Source organism: Rubrivirga litoralis (assembly GCF_031846415.1).
Classification (GTDB): domain Bacteria; phylum Bacteroidota; class Rhodothermia; order Rhodothermales; family Rubricoccaceae; genus Rubrivirga; species Rubrivirga litoralis.
Window position 1 is genome coordinate 275,367 of record NZ_JAVRHT010000001.1, and the last position, 19,781, is coordinate 295,147.

General features: G+C 71.6%; 19 protein-coding genes and 2 tRNA genes. 16 read left to right on the forward strand and 5 right to left on the reverse strand.

The window, feature by feature from the left end:
* Positions 1-9: 9 nt before the first annotated feature.
* Complete coding sequence (gene rpmH, locus RM540_RS01125; RefSeq protein ID WP_311661370.1) at positions 10-165, reverse strand: 50S ribosomal protein L34; 156 nt, start codon at positions 163-165, stop codon at positions 10-12.
* 202 nt (positions 166-367) lie between these two features.
* On the opposite strand from rpmH, the gene RM540_RS01130 reads away from it, so the two are divergent.
* Both RM540_RS01130 and RM540_RS01135 read left to right on the forward strand, forming a co-directional pair.
* Positions 368-440 (forward strand) — tRNA-Gly (locus RM540_RS01130).
* A 51-nt stretch (positions 441-491) separates the two neighbouring features.
* Positions 492-565 (forward strand) — tRNA-Val (locus RM540_RS01135).
* Positions 566-661: 96 nt separating this feature from the next.
* Here the strand turns inward: RM540_RS01135 and RM540_RS01140 are convergent.
* Positions 662-967 (reverse strand): HigA family addiction module antitoxin, encoded by a 306-nt coding sequence (locus tag RM540_RS01140; protein WP_311661372.1) that lies wholly within the window; start codon positions 965-967, stop codon positions 662-664.
* 34 nt (positions 968-1,001) lie between these two features.
* Positions 1,002-1,295 carry a type II toxin-antitoxin system RelE/ParE family toxin gene (locus RM540_RS01145; protein WP_311661373.1) on the reverse strand — a complete coding sequence of 98 codons (294 nt, stop codon included), beginning with the start codon at positions 1,293-1,295 and terminating at the stop codon, positions 1,002-1,004.
* A gap of 225 nt (positions 1,296-1,520) precedes the next feature.
* Here RM540_RS01145 and purB point away from each other — a divergent pair, with 225 nt between their 5' ends.
* On the forward strand, positions 1,521-2,819 hold the full coding sequence (gene purB / locus RM540_RS01150) for an adenylosuccinate lyase (RefSeq protein ID WP_311661374.1): 1,299 nt from the start codon (positions 1,521-1,523) through the stop codon (positions 2,817-2,819).
* Between the two features lie 71 nt (positions 2,820-2,890).
* Here purB and RM540_RS01155 read toward each other — a convergent pair whose 3' ends face one another.
* Positions 2,891-3,316, reverse strand: coding sequence for a hypothetical protein (locus RM540_RS01155; protein ID WP_311661376.1), 426 nt, complete (start codon positions 3,314-3,316; stop codon positions 2,891-2,893).
* A 160-nt stretch (positions 3,317-3,476) separates the two neighbouring features.
* On the opposite strand from RM540_RS01155, the gene RM540_RS01160 reads away from it, so the two are divergent.
* The 11 genes from RM540_RS01160 to nuoH all read left to right on the forward strand — a co-directional run bounded on the left by RM540_RS01160 (position 3,477) and on the right by nuoH (position 13,795).
* A complete protein-coding gene (locus RM540_RS01160) occupies positions 3,477-3,854 on the forward strand; it encodes an NADH-quinone oxidoreductase subunit A (protein ID WP_311661378.1) in 378 nt (125 codons plus the stop codon).
* A 175-nt stretch (positions 3,855-4,029) separates the two neighbouring features.
* Positions 4,030-4,575 carry an NADH-quinone oxidoreductase subunit B gene (locus tag RM540_RS01165; RefSeq protein WP_311661380.1) on the forward strand — a complete coding sequence of 182 codons (546 nt, stop codon included), beginning with the start codon at positions 4,030-4,032 and terminating at the stop codon, positions 4,573-4,575.
* 103 nt (positions 4,576-4,678) lie between these two features.
* Entirely contained in the window at positions 4,679-5,494 is an 816-nt protein-coding gene (locus RM540_RS01170; RefSeq protein WP_311661382.1) for an NADH-quinone oxidoreductase subunit C, read from the forward strand.
* A 77-nt stretch (positions 5,495-5,571) separates the two neighbouring features.
* Positions 5,572-6,966, forward strand: a complete 1,395-nt coding sequence (gene nuoD, locus RM540_RS01175) for an NADH dehydrogenase (quinone) subunit D (protein WP_311661383.1) — start codon at positions 5,572-5,574, stop codon at positions 6,964-6,966.
* Between the two features lie 92 nt (positions 6,967-7,058).
* Complete coding sequence (locus RM540_RS01180) at positions 7,059-7,757, forward strand: NADH-quinone oxidoreductase subunit NuoE family protein (protein ID WP_311661385.1); 699 nt, start codon at positions 7,059-7,061, stop codon at positions 7,755-7,757.
* A gap of 15 nt (positions 7,758-7,772) precedes the next feature.
* The gene (locus RM540_RS01185; protein ID WP_311661387.1) at positions 7,773-8,360 is read left to right on the forward strand and encodes a Uma2 family endonuclease; all 588 of its coding nucleotides are present in this window, start codon (positions 7,773-7,775) and stop codon (positions 8,358-8,360) included.
* Entirely contained in the window at positions 8,357-8,530 is a 174-nt protein-coding gene (locus RM540_RS01190) for a hypothetical protein (RefSeq protein ID WP_311661388.1), read from the forward strand. The genes RM540_RS01185 and RM540_RS01190 overlap by 4 nt, the downstream gene beginning before the upstream one ends.
* A gap of 28 nt (positions 8,531-8,558) precedes the next feature.
* Complete coding sequence (gene nuoF, locus RM540_RS01195; RefSeq protein WP_311661389.1) at positions 8,559-10,022, forward strand: NADH-quinone oxidoreductase subunit NuoF; 1,464 nt, start codon at positions 8,559-8,561, stop codon at positions 10,020-10,022.
* Between the two features lie 80 nt (positions 10,023-10,102).
* Positions 10,103-10,597: a DUF4920 domain-containing protein gene (locus RM540_RS01200; protein ID WP_311661391.1), complete on the forward strand. Its 495-nt coding sequence runs from the start codon at positions 10,103-10,105 to the stop codon at positions 10,595-10,597.
* 88 nt (positions 10,598-10,685) lie between these two features.
* Positions 10,686-12,413: an NADH-quinone oxidoreductase subunit G gene (locus RM540_RS01205; protein ID WP_311661392.1), complete on the forward strand. Its 1,728-nt coding sequence runs from the start codon at positions 10,686-10,688 to the stop codon at positions 12,411-12,413.
* Positions 12,414-12,664: 251 nt separating this feature from the next.
* Positions 12,665-13,795, forward strand: a complete 1,131-nt coding sequence (gene nuoH / locus RM540_RS01210) for an NADH-quinone oxidoreductase subunit NuoH (RefSeq protein ID WP_311661394.1) — start codon at positions 12,665-12,667, stop codon at positions 13,793-13,795.
* 90 nt (positions 13,796-13,885) lie between these two features.
* On the opposite strand, the gene RM540_RS01215 is transcribed toward nuoH, so the two are convergent.
* A complete protein-coding gene (locus RM540_RS01215) occupies positions 13,886-16,792 on the reverse strand; it encodes a penicillin-binding protein 1A (RefSeq protein WP_311661396.1) in 2,907 nt (968 codons plus the stop codon).
* Positions 16,793-17,028: 236 nt separating this feature from the next.
* On the opposite strand from RM540_RS01215, the gene tkt reads away from it, so the two are divergent.
* Positions 17,029-19,050: a transketolase gene (tkt, locus tag RM540_RS01220; RefSeq protein WP_349256285.1), complete on the forward strand. Its 2,022-nt coding sequence runs from the start codon at positions 17,029-17,031 to the stop codon at positions 19,048-19,050.
* A 158-nt stretch (positions 19,051-19,208) separates the two neighbouring features.
* Positions 19,209-19,616, forward strand: a complete 408-nt coding sequence (locus tag RM540_RS01225; protein ID WP_311661400.1) for a hypothetical protein — start codon at positions 19,209-19,211, stop codon at positions 19,614-19,616.
* Positions 19,617-19,781: the final 165 nt, after the last annotated feature.

A 19,781-nucleotide genomic window follows, 5' to 3' on the forward strand; every position in this document is an offset into this window, starting at 1 on the left:
GCGGCGGAGCTACTTGCTCGCCTTCGTGTCGCTGACCGTGAGGTCGTGGCGGCCCTTGGCCCGGCGCCGGGCGAGGACGTTGCGGCCGTTCTTGGTGGCCATGCGCGAGCGGAACCCGTGCTTGTTGGCGCGCTTGCGGCGGCTGGGCTGGTAGGTGCGCTTCATCGGTGTGCCGCGTGTGCGGGGTGAGTCGGCGCCGCGGGTCGGCGCGTGGACAGAAGAGCCGCGAAGATACCGGACCGCCCCGCCCCCGCCGTGAAGCGACGTTGACTTCACGCCGCCCCGCCCGTGCACGGCGGGCGCGTCTTGACGGGCGGGGCGGGGGCGCCGTACCTTCGCCGTCCGCTCCGGTCACGGCCGGGCGCGTGCGGGAATAGCTCAGTTGGTAGAGCATCAGCTTCCCAAGCTGAGGGTCGCCGGTTCGAGTCCGGTTTCCCGCTCCCCGAGGCCGGTGCCACGCGGCGCCGGCCTCGGTCTGTTCCGGGGCCGCCGGGCGGTTAGCTCAGATGGTTAGAGCATCTCGTTTACACCGAGAGGGTCGGGGGTTCGAGTCCCTCACCGCCCACAGGATGGCCCCAGGCTTCACGCGCGCTTGCCTCTGAGCTGTGGACGAGCGGGGCGGGGTATACAGCCGTCGTGGTCTGGCCTCGAGGCGTAGAGTTCAGGCCGCAGCCAGAGGCTGGATCGCCTCAAGGTCTTCGCGCTCCTCGCGCTCGACCTCATAAAGGTCCGCGCGGAGCTGTAGGTTGAGCCACACATCGGGGGTCGTCCCGAAGTAGCGCGCGAGCCGGAGGGCTGTCGAGGGCGTCATCGCGCGGCGGCCTCGGATGACGCCGTTGAGCCGTTGATACGAGACGCCAATGGCGGCCGCGAGCGCCGACTGAGAGATCCCCATGGGTTCGAGGAACTCGTGGAGCAGGATATCACCGGGTAGAGTGGGCCGGCGGTTGGTGGGGATTCGAGTCATGGGTGTGCTCCCTGAAGCATCAGGTGCGTTCTACCTAGTGGTAGTCGGTGATCTCAACGCGCGAGGGGCCGTTGGGAGTCCAGACGAAGCAGATGCGATACTGATCGTTGATGCGAATGGCGTGCTGCCCGGCACGGTCGCCGGTTAACGGGTGGAGCCTGTTTCCCGGAGGCACTCGGAGGTCGTCCAGCCGAGCCGCGGCGTCGAGGTAGTCAAGCCGGCGGATAGCGACGCTGTGGAGCTGAGGGGGAAGCGCCTTGCGAGCGCGCTTGGTGTCGTTCCCGTTGTAGATGTCGGCTGTGGCGTCATCCGAGAAGTCGGTGATCATCGGGAGGGATGGTCGTGGGTAGCAGGTCGTAGATCATGCGCTTCAGGGTCCGGATGTTTTGGCCAATTAGAGCGTGGGCCGTGCTAACGTAACACGCCTCGTGCTACTTGTTCCCGCCCCGCCCGCGGTGGTCTTGGCGCCGGCTTCCCCCCGCCCCGCCCGCGGTGGCGCGAGGTTGCGGTTGACCGTTGGGTCCGCCCCGCCCGATCTCCCGCCCCGCCCGTTATGATCGACCGTTACACGCGCCCCGAGATGGGCGCCATCTGGACCAAGGAGGCCCAGTACCAGGCCTGGCTCGACGTCGAGCTCGCCGCCTGCTGGGCGTGGGCCGAGGCGACGGGCCAGATTCCCCACGAGGACGTCGAGACGTTGTACCGGGACGCCTCGTTCTCGGTCGACCGCATCCACGAGATCGAGGCCGAGACGCGCCACGACGTCGTCGCCTTTACGCGGGCCGTGTCCGAGACGCTGGGGCCGGAGCGGAAGTGGGTCCACTACGGGCTCACGTCGTCAGACGTGGTCGACACGGCGCAGTCGCTCCGGCTGCTCCGCGCCAACGAGATCCTGCGGGGCGGGGTGGAGCGGCTGGCCGGCGTTCTGGCCGAGCGCGCGGTCGAGCACAAGCACACCGTCACCGTCGGGCGCACGCACGGGGTCCACGCCGAGCCCACGACGTTCGGGCTCAAGCTGGCCCGGTTCTACGACGCCGTCCAGCGCGACCTCGCCCGGTTCGACGCCGCCGCCGAGGCGGTCCGCGTGGGCAAGCTGAGCGGGGCGGTGGGCACGTTCGCCAACATCCCGCCCGAGGTCGAGCGCCTGACGTGCGAGCGGCTGGGCCTCCGCCCCGCCCCCATCTCGACGCAGGTGCTCCCGCGCGACCTCCACGCGCAGTACCTGGGCGCGCTCGCGCTCGTGGGCACGACCATCGAGACGGTCGCCGTCGAGGTCCGCCACCTCCAGCGGAGCGAGGTGCTGGAGGCCGAGGAGGCGTTCCGGCCCGGGCAGAAGGGGAGTTCGGCAATGCCGCACAAGCGGAATCCCATCGGGTCCGAAAACCTGACCGGCATGGCCCGGCTCCTCCGCGGCTACATGGTGGCCGCCTACGAGGACGTGGCGCTCTGGCACGAGCGCGACATCAGCCATTCGTCGGTCGAGCGCGTGATCTTGCCCGACGCCACGACTGCGCTCGACTACGCGCTGGCCCGGCTCGCCCGGATCGTCGAAAACCTGACGGTCTACCCCGACCGGATGGCCGAGAACCTGGAGCGGACGTATGGGCTCGTCTACAGCCAGCGCCTCCTGCTGATGCTCATCGAAACCGGCCTCAGCCGCGAGGCCGCCTACGACGCCGTCCAGCCGCTCGCGATGCAGGCGTGGCGCGAGCGACGGAGCTTCCGCGAGATCGTCGAGGCGGCGCCCAGCGTAGCCGACCGCCTGAGCCCGGTCCAGATCGCCGACGCCTTCGACCCAGCCTACCACCAGGCCCACGTCGACGAGATCTTCGAGCGCGTCGGGCTGGGCTGAGGGCGCCGCCCCGCCCGCACTGCCGCATAAGCGCCACACGGGCGGGGCGGGGCGGTTCCGCCCGGCCGGCGCTACGGTTGGGGAGCGGGCGTGAGCGCCCCGTCGAGCGTAGCCCGGACGTCGGCGTCCGCGCCCGCGTAGACGACGACGAGCCGCTCGCCGTAGGCGTAGACCGACGTGTCCGCCCCGCCCGAGGCCGCGAGCGACGTGATGTCGGCGTTGCGGGCGGCGGCGGTCGGGTACTCGAACACGAACAGCTCGCCGCCCCCGGCGACCTCGTAGGCCGCCCCGCCCGAGGCGCGCGCGTTGGGCTCGGTGCGCGAGACGAACGCGAGGTCGAGCCCGAGCGCGTCGAGCCGGCTCGCGAGGTCCGCCGCCGTCGTCACGTCGAGGGCGACGGCCTCGGCCGGGTTGCGGTCGCCGCCGAGCGTCGGGACGTCGCGCGTGCTTTGGCACCCGGCGACGGAGAGCAGGAGGAGGGCGGGGAGGAGGCGCATGGGCGGGGCGGCGGGGCGCCGGCTCAACGACGGGGCGGGGCGGGAGGGTCCGCCCGCGCGGCTTCCCGAAGAAGCCACCCCGCCCCGCCCGCGCGCGGCGCCGACGGGCGGGGCGGGGTGGTAGCTTCTCGGCCCGCTCTACGCCGCTCCGGCTCCGCCGATGATCACCGAGTTCCTGCCCCTGTTCCTGATGATCGTGATGGCGTTCGGCCTCGCGTACACGCTGCTGAAGGTGGCGGAGTACTTCGGGCCGTACCAGCCGGGCGCCGTCAAGAAGAGCCCGTACGAGAGCGGCCAGGACCCGGTCGGGACCGCCCGCGACCGCTACTCGATCAAGTTCTACCTCGTCGCCATGATCTTCATCGTGTTCGACGTCGAGCTCGTGTTCCTCTACCCGTGGGCCGTCTCGTTCCGCACCTTCCTGGCCGCCGGGGGCGGGGCGGCGCTCATCTCGGTCTCGGTCATCGCCGTGTTCCTCTTCGTCCTCGTGGTCGGCCTGATCTACGACGTCAAAAAGGGCGGGATCGACTGGGACTGAGGGCGAGGCCGCGAGTCTCGGGCGGCGCGGCCCGCTCCACCGCGTCTCTTCTTCGCGCTCGCCCACACGCCACTCGGCCCCCCGCGGCCGTTGTTTCAGTCCCGGTTGAAAATCGGAGTGGGGCGAACACCCGCCCCGCCCCCGGGTACACTCCCGCACACAGCACGCGCACACCATGTTCAGCGAAGACGGCGGCTTCCTCACGACCACGGTCGACTCGGTCATCAACTGGGCGCGGTCGAACTCGCTCATGCCCATGCCGATGGGCCTCGCCTGCTGCGCCATCGAGATGATGGGGTTCGCCGGGCCGAAGTACGACGCGGCCCGGTTCGGGTCCGAGGCCATGCGGTTCAGCCCGCGCCAGGCCGACCTCATGATCGTGGCGGGGTGGTGCTCCTACAAGATGGCCCACACGGTCCGCCGGATCTGGGACCAGATGGCCGAGCCCAAGTGGTGCATCGCGCAGGGCGCGTGCGCCTCGACCGGCGGGATGCACCGGTGCTACGGGGTCGTCCAGGGCATCGACAACTTCCTCCCCGTCGACGTCTACATCCCCGGCTGCCCGCCCCGCCCCGAGGCCGTGCTCCACGCGCTCATGGACATCCAGGAGAAGATCCGCGTGACCGAGTCCGTCGCCAAGGACGTCCGCTTCAAGGACGAGTCCAACCAGCTCGTCGAGGGCCAGATCGTCGGCCCCAACGGCGAGGTCGTCACCGCGTAAAACGAGCGATGAGCGACGAGTAAAGGGCGATGAGCTCCTGCCCCGCGACGCGGGAGCGGGGTGGTTCAGGCCCGTCACTCGTCACCCCTCACCCATCCCCCCTATGCCCACCCCGCCCGACCCCCACGAGGACGCCGGCGACGACCGCCCCGCCGCCCCCGACGTGATCCCGCCGCCGTCGGTCGCCCTGGCCCGGGGCGCCGACCTCGTCGTGGGCGGCCCCGACGGCGCCCCGTTCGTCGACCCGGCGGAGCAGACGCAGACGCTGAAGTTCCACTTCACGCCGCGCGCCGCGCTCGCCGGCGAGATGGAGCGGCTTCAGACGGAGAACCCGCACGCCAAGGCGTCGACCGTCGTGCCGAAGGTGATCCAGGCGCTCCAGGACCGCTTCGGGGGCGAGGGCGGGGCGGTCGGCGAGGTCGTCGGCTACGCCGGCGAGACGACGGTCTACGTCGACCGCGACGCGATCGCCGACGTGTGCCTGTTCCTCCGCGACGAGGTCGGCTTCGACTACATGGCCGACATGGCGACGGTCGACCGCTTTACCGAGGAGGACCGCTTCGAGGTCGTCTACAACCTGTGCGCGCTCAAGGCCCGCAAGCGGATCCGCCTCAAGGTCCGCGTGGACGAGGACGACCCCGCGGTCCCCACCGTCACGCACGTGTGGCCGGGGGCGGGGTGGCACGAGCGCGAGGCGTGGGACATGATGGGGATCCGGTTCGACGGCAACCCCGACATGCGCCGGATCTACATGCCCGAGGACTTCGAGTACCACCCGCTGCGGAAGGAATTCCCCACGCTGGGCATCCCGGGCTCGCTCCCGCTCCCGCCGAACCACCCCGACGGCGACCTCCAGCTCGACCCGTACCCCCGCGCGCACGGCCTCATCCCGAAGGACCTCTCCACCGACGAAGGGTAGCCGGTGAGACGGCGGCACGCGGCAGGTGAACACGCCGCCGCCCCGCCCCCTCGCGATCTGCCCACCCGCCCCCCGTTATGGCCGCCACCGACCAAAGCACCACGTCCGCCCACTCCGCCGCGCCGGGCTCGAACAACGACCTGTTCACGTTCTGGCCCCGTCACCAGGCGGCCATCTACAAGGCCCTCAACGACCGCCACACCTACGTCGAGCGGGAGGCCGACGAGCGCGCCTTCGAGGCCGCGGCGACCGCTGGCGACGGCGTGGGCGGGGCGGCCGTGCCCATGATCGCCGAGGACCCGCTGGAGTCCAAGATGATCCTCAACCTCGGCCCGCAGCACCCGGCGACGCACGGCGCGCTCCGCATCGTGTGCCAGCTGGACGGCGAGACGGTCGACAAGTGCCTGCTGGACCTGGGGTACCTGCACCGCGGCATCGAGAAGCTCGCCGAGGTCAAGACCTACCAGGAGTTCATGCCCTACACGGACCGCATGGACTACATGTCGCCCTACTCGAACAACGTGGCGTGGTGCCTCGCGGTCGAGAAGCTGGCCGGCATCGAGGTCCCGGAGCGGGCGCAGTGGCTGCGGACGATCGGGTGCGAGCTGGCCCGCATCTCGGCCCACCTCCTGTGGGCGGGGACCATGGTCATGGACGCCGGCGCGCTCTCGGTCTTCCTCTGGACGTTCAAGTACCGCGAGGAGATCTACTCCATCTTCGACGAGATCGCCGGCGCCCGCTTTACGGTCTCGCACAGCCGCATCGGCGGGCTCGCGTTCGACTTCTCGGACACGGCCCTCGCCATGATCGCCGCGTTCTGCGACGAGTTCGAGCGCCAGATCGCGGACTGGAAAAAGCTCCTCAACCGGAACCGGATCTGGGTCGACCGCAACAAGGACGTGGGCATCCTGAGCGCTGACGAGGCCATCGCGCAGGGCTACACCGGCCCCAACCTCCGCGCGTCGGGCGTCCCCCACGACATCCGCCTCTTCGAGCCCTACCTCGTCTACGACCAGATCGACTTCGACATCCCGATGCGGACCGAGGGCGACTCGCTCGCCCGCTACTTCGTGCGCATCGAGGAGATGGAGGAGTCGGTCAAGATCATCCGGCAGTGCCTGGAGAAGCTGCCCCAGGGGCCGGTCCGCATCGACAACGCGAAGGCGGCATACCCCTCCAAGGACGAGGTCTATTACTCGATGGAGGGGATGATCCACGACTTCATGATGACCGACACCGGCGTCGCCCCGCCCAAGGGCGCCGAGTGCTACCACGCCATCGAGAGCCCGAAGGGCGAGCTCGGCTTCTTCCTCGTCTCCGACGGGACCGGCAGCCCGTGGCGCGTCAAGGCCAACACGGGCTCGTTCTCGAACCTCCAGGGCCTGGAGACGATGATGGAGGGCGCGATGGTGGCCGACACCGTCGTCCTCATCGGCTCCATCGACCCCGTCATCGGCGACTCCGACAAGTAGCGAATTCTGAACGCTGAACGCGGAACGATAAAGCGCCCAGCTTCCACGCTCTGCACCCCTTCAGCGTTCGTCATTCATCGTTCAGCGTTCTTATGACTCCCGAAACCCCCGGCGACCACCTCCGCGACGCCTCGCCCAAGCCGCCCTACGTGCCGGGCGTGGAGCCCGAGCGCCACGTTTCCGACGCGGACCTCGTTTGGACTGATGAGGAAAAGGAGACGATGCAGACGTACGTCGAGCAGTACCCGACGGCCGACGGCGCGGTCATGAAGGGGCTGTGGCTCGCGCAGCGGAAGTTCGGGTGGCTCCCGCCCGAGGTCATCCGCCTCGTCGCCGACACCCTGGAGCTGCCGTACGCGAAGGTGTACGGCGTGGCCACGTTCTACACGCAGTACTTCAAGGAGGAGAAGGGCCGGTACGTGCTCGACGTCTGCACGTGCTTTACGTGCCAGGTGTGCGGCGGCTACGACCTCCTGCACTACCTGGAGGAGACGCTCGGCGTGCCCAAGGGCGGGACGACCGAGGACGGCCTGTTCACGGTCCAGGAGGCCGAGTGCCTCGGCGCGTGCGGCTCGGCCCCGATGCTCCAGGTCACGAACGGCCCCTACGTCCACAACCTCACCGAGGCCAAGGTGGACGCCCTGATCGAGGCGCTGCGGGCGGGGCGGGAGGTCCCGTTCGAGTCCGTGACGCTGCCCCAGGACGAGGACGACCTGGGCGGCAACCGCCGCACCGACGCCGAGGCGACGGAGAGCTACGTGACGCCGCCCGTCTCCCGGACGATCCACTAGCGCCGCCCCGCCCGGATGCCCGTCGCCGCCCCCGCCCCGCCCCAGATCGAGACCCCGCAGCCGCACTGGGTCTGGACGCGGGAGCAGTACGACCGGATCGTGGAGGCGGGCGTGCTCGGGCCGGACGACAAGGTGGAGCTGCTGGACGGTCAGATCGTGCCCAAGATGCCACAGAACCGCCCGCACCGTGTGGCTACCACCCTCGTAGGTCAAGCCCTGCGCGCCGTCCTAGGGACGGACGTCTTCGTCCAGGAAGAGAAGCCCGTTGCGCTCTCGGACCTATCCGAGCCTGAGCCGGATGTGGCGGTCGTCTTCGGCTCTCCACGCGACTACGACCCCCACCCCGGGCCGAAGGCTATTGCCCTGCTCGTTGAGGTGGCCGACTCCAGTCTCCTTCGCGATCGTGTGCGGAAGGCTCAGGTGTACGCGGAGGCAGGTATTCCCGAATACTGGATCGTCAACCTCCAGGATCAGATCTTGGAAGTCCACCGCGATCCCGCGGGCGGGGCGTACGGGACCAAGGCGACGCACGGGCGGGGCGGGGCGGTCTCGCCATTGGGCGCTCCCGACGCCACCGTCGCCGTCACCGACCTCCTCCCGTGAGCGCCCGCCTCGCCGACCGCCGCATCCGCGCGGCCGCCCTCCGGGCGGCCCCGGCGCTCGACGTGCGCGGCCCGGTGTCGGAGGCGCTCGGCCGCGCCGGCATCGCGGTGCCGCCGGCGGACGCCGCCCCGCCCCGCACGGCCGCCCCGCCCCGGCGCGTTCGCAGCTAGACTCTTTTCCGACCGACCCCTCCGATCCATGGCCGACGCTGACACCCTCATCACCGGCGCCTCCAAGGCGGGCGACTGGCGCACCTACGAGCGCGCCATCCTGCCGCCGATCAAGGACCTCCACAAGATCGACGTCTACGAGGCCCAGGCCGACGGCTACAAGGCGCTCAAGGACGTCGTCCGCGACGGCAAGTTCGACCGGACCGAGCTGACCAACGAGGTCAAGGCAAGCGGTCTGAAGGGGCGGGGCGGGGCGGGCTTCCCGACCGGGCTCAAGTGGAGCTTCATGCCGCCCGTCGACCCCGAGAAGCCGCGCTACCTCTGCTGCAACGGCGACGAGTCCGAGCCGGGCACGTTCAAGGACCGCCAGATCTTCGAGTACAACCCGCACCTCATGATCGAGGGGATCACGCTGGCGGGGTACGCGATGACGATCAAGACGTGCTACCTCTACATCCGGGGCGAGTACGACGACTACATCCACCACGTGCAGACGGCGGTCGACGAGGCCTACGCGAAGGGCTACCTGGGCGAGAACATCCTGGGGACCGACTTCTCGTTCGACCTCGTGGTCCACGCCGGCGCCGGGGCCTACATCTGCGGCGAGGAGTCGTCGCTGATGAACTCGCTGGAGGGCAAGCGGGCCTACCCGCGCATCAAGCCGCCCTTCCCCGCCCAGAAGGGGATCTGGGGGATGCCGACGACGATCAACAACGTCGAGACGCTCGCCGACGTCCCGCTCATCGTCAACCGCGGCGCCGAGTGGTTCGCCCAGACGGGCGCCGAGAAGCACCCCGGGCCGGTGCTGTACGGCGTCTCGGGCCACGTCGTCAAGCCGGGCGTCTACGAGTACCCGACCGGTATGCTGCTCACCGACCTCCTGGAGGCGGCCGGCGGCCCGCGCGGGGGCAAAAAGATCAAGGCCGTCGTCCCCGGCGGCTCCTCCACCCCGCCCCTGACGTGGGAGATGGCGCAGGGCGTGACGATGGACGGCGACACGCTCCGCGAGGCCGGGAGCTCGATGGGCACCGGCTGCCCGTGTTTCTTGGATGAGGACACGGACATGGTGGCCTTCACGCGGCGGATCGCCCACTTCTACCACCACGAGTCGTGCGGCCAGTGCACGCCGTGCCGCGACGGGACGGGCTGGCTGGAAAAGCTGTTGACCCGGATCGACGCCGGCGAGGGTTACACGCGCGACCTCGACCTCCTGCTCGACCTGTGTGACCAGATGGAGGGCCGGACCGTGTGCGCGCTCGCCGACGCCGCCGCGTGGCCCGTCCGCTGGGGCATCCGCCGGTTCCGCGACGAGTTCGAGGCCAAATGCAAGCCGACCGCCTTCGACGGTGCCGACCTATCGGGCGACGGCGCCTCGCTCGACGTGAGCACGCCGGGCGTCCCCAGCGCCGCCGACGCGGGCAACCCGACGAGCGTGCCGGGCGACGTCGAGCCCGTGACCGACCCGACCATCACGCCTACCGGCACGCCGTAGCGCGCGAGCGGCCCGTCCGCCCCGCCCCGCCCGCCGTCTTCGCGAGCGGCCGCCCCGCCCGACCGCGCCCCCTCCCCGCCATGCGCCGACTCCTCCTGCTCCCCGCCCTCTGGCTCGCCGCCTGCGCCGACGCCCCCGCCCCGCCCGCCGAGGGCGGGGCGGCGGACGTGGTCCTCGTCGGCGCGGCCGTCCCGGGCGGGGCGGCGCTCTCTGCTGGCGACCTGATCGTCCAGGCCGACGCGCTCGACGGGCAGGACGTGGTCGTCGAGGGCGAGCCCCGCGAGGTGTGCCAGAAGATGGGCTGCTGGCTCACGCTGGCCGGCGCCGACGGCCAGACCGTCCGCGTGGTCGTGCCCAAGGACGAGGCCGGCGCCTACGTGTTCACGTTCCCCACCGACGCCTCGGGCGACCGCTACCGCATCGCCGGGCGGCTCGCCGTCGAGACCGCCTCCGTCGAGGAGCAGCGCCACTACGCCGAAGACGGCGGGGCGGACGCCGAGGCCCTCGCCGCCATCACCGAGCCCGAGCGCTCGCTCGTCCTGACGGCCACCGGCGCCGAGCGCCTCGACGCGTAGCAGTACGGGAGACCGGGTACGGGGTGCAGCCCCGAGGCGCCCGGACCTCGTACCCTGTACCCCGTACCCTTTCGCATCAGCCCACACCATGCCGCAGGTCCACATCGACGGGCAGACGTACGAGTTCGAGGAGGGCGAGAAGGTCCTCCAGTTCTGCCTCGACCACGGGACGGAGATCCCGCACTTCTGCTACCACCCCGCCCTCTCGGTCCCGGCCAACTGCCGGCAGTGCCTCGTCAAGACGGGGACGCCGATGTTCGACCGCGAGACGAAGGAGCCGGTCCTCGACGACGACGGGAACCAGAAGATCAACTACGCCCCGAAGCTGATGCCGAGCTGCTCGCTCGACATGACCGACGGGATGGTCGTCCACACGCAGCTCTCCGAGGTCGAGGTCGCCAACGCGCAGGCCGAGAACCTGGAGATCATGCTGATCAACCACCCGCTCGACTGCCCGATCTGCGACCAGGCCGGGCAGTGCCCGCTCCAGATCCAGGCGTACAAGTACGGCCCGGAGGGCTCGCGCTTCGAGTTCGAGAAGGTCCACAAGCCCAAGCGCGTCCAGCTCGGGCCGAACGTGGTCCTCGACGCCGAGCGGTGCATCAACTGCACGCGCTGCACCCGGTTCACGGCCGAGGTGACCGAGACGCACCAGCTGACCATCATCAACCGGGGCGACAACAACTACCCGATGACGGCTCCGGGCGAGTCGTTCGACGACGCCTACTCGATGTGCACGACCGACATCTGCCCGGTCGGCGCGCTCACCGAGGACTACTTCCGGTTCCAGGCCCGCGTCTGGGAGATGGACAAGACGCCGACCGTCTCGGACTTCGACGGCACGGGCACGAACGTGACGGTCTGGACCAAGAACAACGAGGTCCTCCGCATCACGCCGCGCGAGAACCTCGACGTCAACGAGTACTGGATGCCCGACGTGGCCCGGCTCGTCTACAAGACGTACAACGAGGACCGCGCGAGCGGCCCGCACCTGAACGGCCGCCCGACGACGTGGGAGACGGCCCGGAACGAGGCCGCCGCCCTGCTCCGCGAGGGCGGGGCGGACACGCTGTTCCTGGGCTCGCCCTACGCGACCGTCGAGGACAACTACCTGCTCATGCGGCTGGCCGAGGCCGTCGGCGCCGCCCCGCCCCGCTTCGTCGACCGTCGCGGGCAGCAGGAGGGCGACGACTTCCTGGTCTCGTCGGACCCGGCCCCGAACACCGAGGGCTGCCGCCGGCTGGGCATGGAGCCCGCCGACCCGGCGCTGCTCGCGGGCGGGGTGGCGAGTGCGCGCCTGGTCTACGTGCTGCACGAGGACCTCGTCGGCGACGGCCTGGTCTCGGCCGCCGACCTCGACGGCACGCCCGTCGTCCTCCACCCGACGCACACGACGAACCAGACGCCGTCGACCGTCTCGCTGCCCATCACGATGTCGGTCGAGACGATCGGGACGTACGTGAACGAGGACGGCCGCGCGCAGCTGCTCCGCCCCGCCAAGATGGTCCGCGCCATGAACCGGGCGCTCATGATGGCGCTGGGGACCGGCATGGGCCGCTCGGCCCGCGTGGGGACGCCGTTCGACCGCTGGCACGACGAGGACAACAAGATCGACTGCCTGCCCGGGTGGGCCGTGCTCCCTGAGGTCGCGTCCGTCCTCGGGCACCCCATGTCGTACAAGAGCCCGGCCGCCGTCATGGCCGAGGTCGCTGGGCGGGGCGGCTTCGACGGCGCCACGCACGGGGCGATGGGCACGCTCGGCGTCCCGCTCGAGACCTCCGACGCGGGCGAGGAGGTGCCGGCCCTCGGCGCCTGACCGCCCCGCCCCGCCCGCGAGCGGGGTGGTTCGGGCGGGGTGGAGGAAGGAGCCGCCCCGCCCCGCACGGACGCCACGCGCGACGTCTCTACGGCACGCCTCGTTTCGATAGACGCTCGATGGGGGCGGGGTGGTCGGGTGGCCCTCTCGCCCCTTTCCCTGCCTGCTCTTAACGGGCCGCCCCGCCCGCGGCCCCGGTCCGGTCGTACCCTGCACCCGATACATCGAACCTGCCCCGGAGGGGCGCACGCATGGACATCGTCGTCTCCGTCTGGGAGGTCCTCGACCTCCCGATCGTCATCTTCCTGCTGCTCAACCTGTTCCTGGTGACGGCGGCGCTGCTCGTCTACGCCGAGCGGAAGGTGTCGGCGTTTATCCAGGAGCGGAACGGGCCGAACCGCGTCGGGCCGGGCGGCCTGTTCCAGTCGTTCGCCGACGTGTTCAAGCTGATGTTCAAGGAGAACATCGTGCCGGCGCAGGGGAACGAGTTCGTCCACAGCCTGGCGCCCGTCCTCATGGTCGTCATCGCCATGTCGACGGGCGCGCTCATCCCGTGGGCGCGGACGCCGGCCGGCAACCCGCTCGCGGTCGCCGACATCGGCGTCGGGCTCCTCGTCGTGCTCGCCATGACGTCGGTGTCGGTCTACGGCGTGACGCTGGCGGGGTGGTCGTCGAACTCGAAGTACGCGCTCCTGGGCGGCCTCCGGTCGTCGGCGCAGATGATCTCGTACGAGCTGGCGATGGGCGCCGCCGCGCTCTCGGTCGTGCTCTACGCCGGGAGCCTCAGCCTGTTCGACATCGTCGAGAGCCAGAACCACCCGGTCGCCGGCGTCTTCGCCTGGAACTGGTTCCGCAACCCGGTCGGGTTCGTGGTCTTCGCCGTGTGCGCGCTCGCCGAGACGAACCGGGCGCCGTTCGACCTGCCCGAGGCCGAGCAGGAGCTCGTGGCCGGCTACCACACCGAGTACTCGGGGATGAAGTTCGGGATGTTCTTCCTGGCGGAGTACGTCAACCTGTGGGTGGCCTCCCTCCTGATCGCGACGCTGTTCCTGGGCGGCTACCTCCTCCCGTGGGAGGCCGCCTACGCGGGCGCGATCCCGGCGGTGGTCCTCACGATGCTCCAGGTCGTGGCCTTCCTGGTGAAGGTGTCGTTTATCGCCTTCTGCTTTATCTGGATTCGCTGGACGCTCCCCCGCTTCAAGTACAACCAGCTCATGAACCTGGGCTGGAAGAAGCTGCTCCCGATCGCGATCGCGAACATCGTCGTCGTCGCCTTCCTCGTTGCGGCCTACCAGCTTATCGCCGCCCCGGACCCGGCGCCGGCGCTGATCCTCGAAACGGAGACCTACGTAGACCCCGGCGCCCTCGACGTGGCGCCGTAGCCGCGGGGCGGGGCGGCCGCCCCGCCCGCGCAGGGTGGCGGAGCGTGGATCAGTGGAGGAGTGGCCGCGTAGCCGCGAGGGCGGGGTGGCCTACCACCCGATCCGACCCGCCGCGCGCGGCACGCTCTCGCGGCCCGGCGCGCGCGGCGGCACGGGCGGGGCGGCCTCCGGCGTGCCCACCCCGCCCTCGACCGGCTCGTCGACGACGAAGCCGCCCTCGTCCTCGACCTCCTCGTCCTCGAACAGCGGCCCGCCCCGCTCGGCGTCCTCGCGGGCGCGCTCGACCTCGCGGCGGGCGTCACGGACGGCCTCGTCGCGGGCGCGGCGGATCTCGCGGAGCCCGTCGCCCGCGCCCCGGTTCGCCTCGCGGACGGCCTGCCGGACCGCCCGCCGCGCCTCGCGGCGGACGCGCGGGTCCTCGATCCGGTCGAGGTCCAGGATGTCCTCGACCCAGTCCGAGTCGACGTACAGCGTCTCGTCCGCCTCGTCCCGCTCCTCGTGGTCGTCGCGGCGGGCGGGGCGGTCGTCGGCGCGGTCCGGGCGCCACCCCGCCCGGTTCGGCGTGCGCGGGCCGTAGCCATCGGGGAGGTCGGCGCCGTCCCGGCGGTCCGCGTTCCACGCGTCGGCGACGCGCTCGCCGCCCCGCTCGAACAGCCCACCCGCCCAATCGGCGACGGCCGAGGCGAAGCGCTCGAAGACGCCGTCGCCGTCGTCACTTCTGGGGGCGGGGCGGGGGAAGACGGCGGCCCGGTCGACGAGCCGGTCGCGCTCTGCCCGCCGGTAGAAGTCGCCGACGACGCGGAGCGCGTTGTGGCCGCCCTGCCCCCAGTACGACGACCGGAACGTGACACGCGGGTCGTCGAACCCGACCCACGCGCCCATCACGAGGTCGGGGTGCATGAGCAAAAACCAGCCGTCGGCGCCGTCCTGCGTCGTGCCCGTCTTGCCGGCGAGGTCGCCGCGCGCGCCGAACCGGCGGCGGACGTCGGAGCCGGTCCCGACGTCGACCACCCCGCGCATCATGTCCAGCAGGTCCGTCGCCACGTCGGGGTCGAGGGCGGGGCGGGGCGGGGGCGCGAACCGGGCCACCTCGTTCCCGTCGCGGTCCGTAATGTGGGTGACGGTGACGGGCGCGCGGTAGACGCCGCCGTCGGCGATGGTCGCGTAGGCGCTCGTCATCTCGAGCAGCGACACGTCGCTCGTCCCGAGCGCGAGCGAGGGGACCGCGTCGAGCTTGCTCTGGATGCCCATGCGGCGGGCCGTCCGCGCGAGGTCGCGGGCGCCGACCTCCTCGACGAGCCGCGCGGCGACCGTGTTCTTGGACTGCGCGAGCCCGTCGCGGAGGCTCACGAGCTCGCCCGACGCCGCCCCGCCCGCGTTCGTGGGCGTCCACACAACGCCGTTGTCGAGCGTGATCTCGACGTCGTCGTCCGGCACCTCGTCGTCGGGCTCGAACCCCTCTTCGAGGGCGCGGGCGTAGAGGAACGGCTTGAACGTGGACCCCGGCTGGCGCTTGGCGCGGCCCACGTGGTCGTAGGCCGAGTCGCGGAAGTCGCGGCCGCCGACCCACACGCGGACCTCGCCAGTCGACGGGTCGACGGCCGCGAGCGCCACCTCCAGCCGCATCTTCTCCTGGCGGAGCGAGTCGAGAAACGCGGGGTCGGCGCGGAGCGCGGCGAGCGCGTCGTCGGGCGCCGCCCCGCCCGCGACGGCCGCGCGGTAGGCGGCGGTCTCGGCGACGAAGGCGTCGGCGGCCTCGCGGCGGAGCGTCCAGAACCGCTCGAACGGCTGCGTCTGCCGCGCCACGCGGACGTAGGGTGCCGTCGTCGGCCCGAGCCGGTCGGCGCTGGCCCGGCCCCACTCGACGTCGGCGACCGTCTGGAGCGCGTCGCCGAACGTCTCGACGGCCGCCGCCGCCGCCTTCTGGAGCCGCCAGTCGAGCGTCGTGTGGACCGTCAGGCCGTCGCCGTAGAGGCTGTAGCCGGCCTCGTCGGCCCAGCCCTCGAGCTGCACGCGGACGTGCTCGGTAAAGTGCGGGGCGAGGCTCCGCTGCATCGGCTGCCGCTCGAACTTCAGCCCGAGCGGCTCATCGCGGAGCGCGGCGGCCTCGGCTTCAGACAGGTCCCCGTAGGCCACGAGCTGCCCCAGGACCACGTTCCGCCGCGCGAGCGCCCGGTCGGGGTTCCGGTACGGGTTGTACGACGAGGTCCCCTTGAGCATGCCGACGAGCGTGGCCGCCTGGAGCCGGTCGAGGTCGCCGGCGCTCGTCGAGAAGTAGGTCCGCGCCGCCATCTCGATGCCCCACGCGTTGTAGAGGAAGGGGACCGTGTTGAGGTAGAGCTCGAGGATCTGGTCCTTGGTGTAGACCCGCTCGATCTTGAGCGCCGTGACGGCCTCCTTCATCTTGCGCGAGACCGACGGCGCGTTCCCGATGGCGTCGGGGAACAGGTTGCGCGCCAGCTGCTGCGTGAGCGTCGAGGCCCCACGGAGGCCGCGCCCCGTAAGCGCGTCGGCCGCCGCCCCGCCCACGCCGAGCGCGTCGAGGCCGGAGTGGGCGTAGAACCGGCGGTCCTCGGTCGCCACGAGCGCCTCGACGACGTGGGGCGAGATCTCGTCGAGCGTGCGCCACTCGCGGTTGCGGCGCGCAAAGCGCGTGAGTTCGGTCCCGTCGGCCGAGAGCACGACGGCCGGGTCCACCTCACGGGCGTTCCGCAGGTCGCCCACGCTGGGCGTGAGCGGCCACAGGACGAGGCCGTAGAACAGCAGCCCGACCGCGAGCGCGGCCCCGGCCAGGGCGCCCGCGCCGACCACCCCGCCCGCGCCCCACGCGACGCGCCTCGCCGTCGACAGCTTAGGATCGCGGACCTTCGACCAGACCGCCCCGCCCGCAGCTTTCAGGCGCGTGTACACCCAAGCGACGGCCACCTTCAGCGTGGCCCACACCCGGGCGAGGGCGCGGCGCCAGAGGGGCACGGTGGGCGGGGCGGTCTGGGGCATGGACGGCGGGCGGGGCGGGAGCGGGCGCAGGCTACGGGGCGGGGCGGCCAGAGATACGCCGGCCGGCTGCGGCGGCTCCAACGGGCAGGGCGGGGCGGTGCGTGTGGGGGCCGCCCCGCCCTCGCCGGCCCGGCCGCGGCACTTCCTGGGGGGACCCTCGCCGCCCCGCCCTCGTACGGTCCGCCCCTCTCACCACCCCGCCCCTCATGGCCCAGCCGACCGTTAGCACCGACCAGATGGAGGACCCCGCCCCGGAGCGGTCCTCGCGAGAACGCGCCCACCTCGAAGAGGTCGCCGCGAACACGATCCGCGGCCTGACGATCGACGCCGTCGAAAAGGCCAACAGCGGCCACCCCGGGCTCCCGATGGGGATGGCCGACGCGGCGACCGTGCTCTGGACCCGGTTCCTGAAGCACAACCCGGAGGACCCGCAGTGGTTCGACCGCGACCGCTTCGTGCTCTCGGCCGGCCACGGGTCGATGCTGATCTACAGCCTCCTCCACCTGAGCGGCTACGACGTTTCGTTGGAGGACCTCAAGGAGTTCCGGCAGCTCCACTCGAAGACGCCGGGCCACCCCGAGGTCCACCACACGCCGGGCGTCGAGACGACGACGGGGCCGCTCGGGCAGGGGCTCGCCACGGCCGTCGGCATGGCGATCGCTGAGAAGCACTTGGCGGCCGCTTTCAACACGGCGGACCACGTCGTCGTCGGCCACTACACCTACGTGATCGCGTCGGACGGCGACCTCCAGGAGGGCGTGACGAACGAGGCGTCGTCGCTGGCCGGGCACCTCGGGCTGGGTCGGCTCGTTGTGCTCTACGACGACAACCACGTCTCGATCGACGGCGACACCCAGCTCTCGTTCACCGAGGACCGGGCGGGGCGGTACGAGGCGCTCGGGTGGCACGTGATCCGCGAGATCGACGGGCACGACAACGAGGCCGTCGCGCGCGCCATCCGCGAGGCCCGCAACGTGCTCGACCGGCCCAGCTTCCTCGAAGTCCGCACGACGATCGGGTACGGGTCGCCCAACCTGGCCGGCCAGCACACGGTCCACTCCGACGCCATCGGCGACGAGGAGATCGAGGCGACGAAAAAGAACCTCGGCATCCCGCTCGAGCCCGACTTCTACGTTCCCGACGACGCGACGGCGCTGTTCCACGAGCAGGCTGCGCGCGGGGCGCGGGAGCAGCACGAGTGGGAGGGCCGCCTGACGGCCTACGCCGAGGCCCAGCCCGACCAGGCCGCCGACCTCCGGCGCCGCATCGAGGGCCGCCTCCCCGACGGCTGGACCGACGCGCTGCCCACGTTCGACGCCGACGAAAAGGGCATGGCGAGCCGCGCCGCGAGCGGCAAGGTGCTCGACGCGCTCGTCCCGGTCCTCCCCGAACTCGTGGGCGGGTCGGCCGACCTCACGCCGTCGGTGAAGACGAAGGCGAAGGGGATGCAGGACTTTCAGAAGACGACGGCCGAGGCCCGCTACGTCCACTACGGGATCCGCGAGCACGCGATGGCGGCGGCCATGAACGGGATGGCGCTCCACGGCGGCGTGCGCCCGTACGGCGGCACGTTCCTCATCTTCTCCGACTACATGAAGCCGGCCGTGCGCCTGGGCGCGCTCATGGAGGCGCCGGTGGTCCACGTGTTCACGCACGACTCGGTCGGGCTGGGCGAGGACGGGCCGACGCACCAGCCGATCGAGCAGCTGGCCGGGCTCCGCGCGATCCCCGGCCTCCACGTCGTCCGCCCGGCGGACGCCAACGAGACGGCGGCGGCGTGGAAGCTGGCCGTCGAGAGCCCCGGCCCGACGGCCCTCGCGCTCAGCCGCCAGGCGCTGCCCACGTTCGCGGAGTCGAAGGACCGCGCCGTCGACGGCGTCGCGCGCGGCGGCTACGTGCTCTCCGACGCCGACGGTGAGCCGGACCTGATCCTAGTCGGGGCCGGGGCCGAGGTGAACCTGCTCATGGAGGCGAAAAAGGAGCTGGGCGGGGCGGTCCGCGTGGTGTCGATGCCGTGCGACCGTCTCTTTTTCCAGCAAGACGAGGCGTACCGCGAGTCCGTCCTGCCGTCGTCCGTCCGCGCGCGCGTGGCCGTCGAGGCGGCGAGCCCGTACGGGTGGGGCCGCGTCGTCGGGCTGGACGGCGAGGTCATCGCGATTGACCGCTTTGGCGAGAGCGCGCCGGGCGCCGACGCCCTGACGGACCTCGGGCTCACGGTCGAGGCCGTCGTCGAGGCCGCCCGCCGCGTCCGCAGCTAGCCACCCCGCCCGCGAACGAGCCGGCCGCCCCGCCTCCGCGCCCGCCCCGCCCGTGTCCCGCGGGCGGGGCGGCGTTGTCCAGGCCGCGGGCGGGGTGGGGGAGGAGGGAGCGGCGCTAGTTTCCGGCCCCCGCCCTTTGGGTCCACCCCGCCCCGACTGTGAGCCTTCCCGTCCCGCCCGGCGCTCTGGCCCGGATCGTCCGGTTCGTGGCGACGGGCGCCGTCGTGGCCACGCTCGTGCTGATCGTCGTGACGGCGGACGGGCGGCCGTGGCAGGCGCTGGCGTCGGTCGTCATGATCGCGCTGCTCCCGTACGTCGCCTTCGTGGCGCTTGCGCGGTGGGCGAACGGGGTGCCGTGGGCGGAGGCGGCCGTGCTCGCCGGGCTGGTGCTGGCGGTGTTCTTCGCGGCCGCCATGTACGTGCTCGCGTTCGTCGTCGCGCCGGGGCCGAAGAGCGCCTCGGCGCCGCTCGCGGTGCCGCTCCTGCAGTCGTTCGCGGTCGCGCTGGGCGGGGTGGGGGCCGGGGCGGCCAAGTGGGCCGCGTGGCAGGCGGGGCGGGGCGCCTAGAGCACCCTTCGGGTGGGTACGGGGTACCGAGTACGAGGTACGGCCCGGTCTGCCCTCGGCGCGCGCGTACCTGTACCCCGTACCGAGTACCCTGTACCTCCCTGCACGTTGCCCTGGTGCAGCGGCAAGGAGCCTCGTGCGCCCCGCCCCGCCCCTGGCAACGAG

Bases quoted from the DNA above. Each gene is read 5' to 3' on its own strand.
- rpmH (WP_311661370.1), bottom strand. From the start codon at position 165: ATGAAGCGCACCTACCAGCCCAGCCGCCGCAAGCGCGCCAACAAGCAC.
- RM540_RS01140 (WP_311661372.1), bottom strand. From the start codon at position 967: ATGACTCGAATCCCCACCAACCGCCGGCCCACTCTACCCGGTGATATC.
- RM540_RS01145 (WP_311661373.1), bottom strand. From the start codon at position 1,295: ATGATCACCGACTTCTCGGATGACGCCACAGCCGACATCTACAACGGG.
- purB (WP_311661374.1), top strand. From the start codon at position 1,521: ATGATCGACCGTTACACGCGCCCCGAGATGGGCGCCATCTGGACCAAG.
- RM540_RS01155 (WP_311661376.1), bottom strand. From the start codon at position 3,316: ATGCGCCTCCTCCCCGCCCTCCTCCTGCTCTCCGTCGCCGGGTGCCAA.
- RM540_RS01160 (WP_311661378.1), top strand. From the start codon at position 3,477: ATGATCACCGAGTTCCTGCCCCTGTTCCTGATGATCGTGATGGCGTTC.
- RM540_RS01165 (WP_311661380.1), top strand. From the start codon at position 4,030: ATGTTCAGCGAAGACGGCGGCTTCCTCACGACCACGGTCGACTCGGTC.
- RM540_RS01170 (WP_311661382.1), top strand. From the start codon at position 4,679: ATGCCCACCCCGCCCGACCCCCACGAGGACGCCGGCGACGACCGCCCC.
- nuoD (WP_311661383.1), top strand. From the start codon at position 5,572: ATGGCCGCCACCGACCAAAGCACCACGTCCGCCCACTCCGCCGCGCCG.
- RM540_RS01180 (WP_311661385.1), top strand. From the start codon at position 7,059: ATGACTCCCGAAACCCCCGGCGACCACCTCCGCGACGCCTCGCCCAAG.
- RM540_RS01185 (WP_311661387.1), top strand. From the start codon at position 7,773: ATGCCCGTCGCCGCCCCCGCCCCGCCCCAGATCGAGACCCCGCAGCCG.
- nuoF (WP_311661389.1), top strand. From the start codon at position 8,559: ATGGCCGACGCTGACACCCTCATCACCGGCGCCTCCAAGGCGGGCGAC.
- RM540_RS01200 (WP_311661391.1), top strand. From the start codon at position 10,103: ATGCGCCGACTCCTCCTGCTCCCCGCCCTCTGGCTCGCCGCCTGCGCC.
- RM540_RS01205 (WP_311661392.1), top strand. From the start codon at position 10,686: ATGCCGCAGGTCCACATCGACGGGCAGACGTACGAGTTCGAGGAGGGC.
- nuoH (WP_311661394.1), top strand. From the start codon at position 12,665: ATGGACATCGTCGTCTCCGTCTGGGAGGTCCTCGACCTCCCGATCGTC.
- RM540_RS01215 (WP_311661396.1), bottom strand. From the start codon at position 16,792: ATGCCCCAGACCGCCCCGCCCACCGTGCCCCTCTGGCGCCGCGCCCTC.
- tkt (WP_349256285.1), top strand. From the start codon at position 17,029: ATGGAGGACCCCGCCCCGGAGCGGTCCTCGCGAGAACGCGCCCACCTC.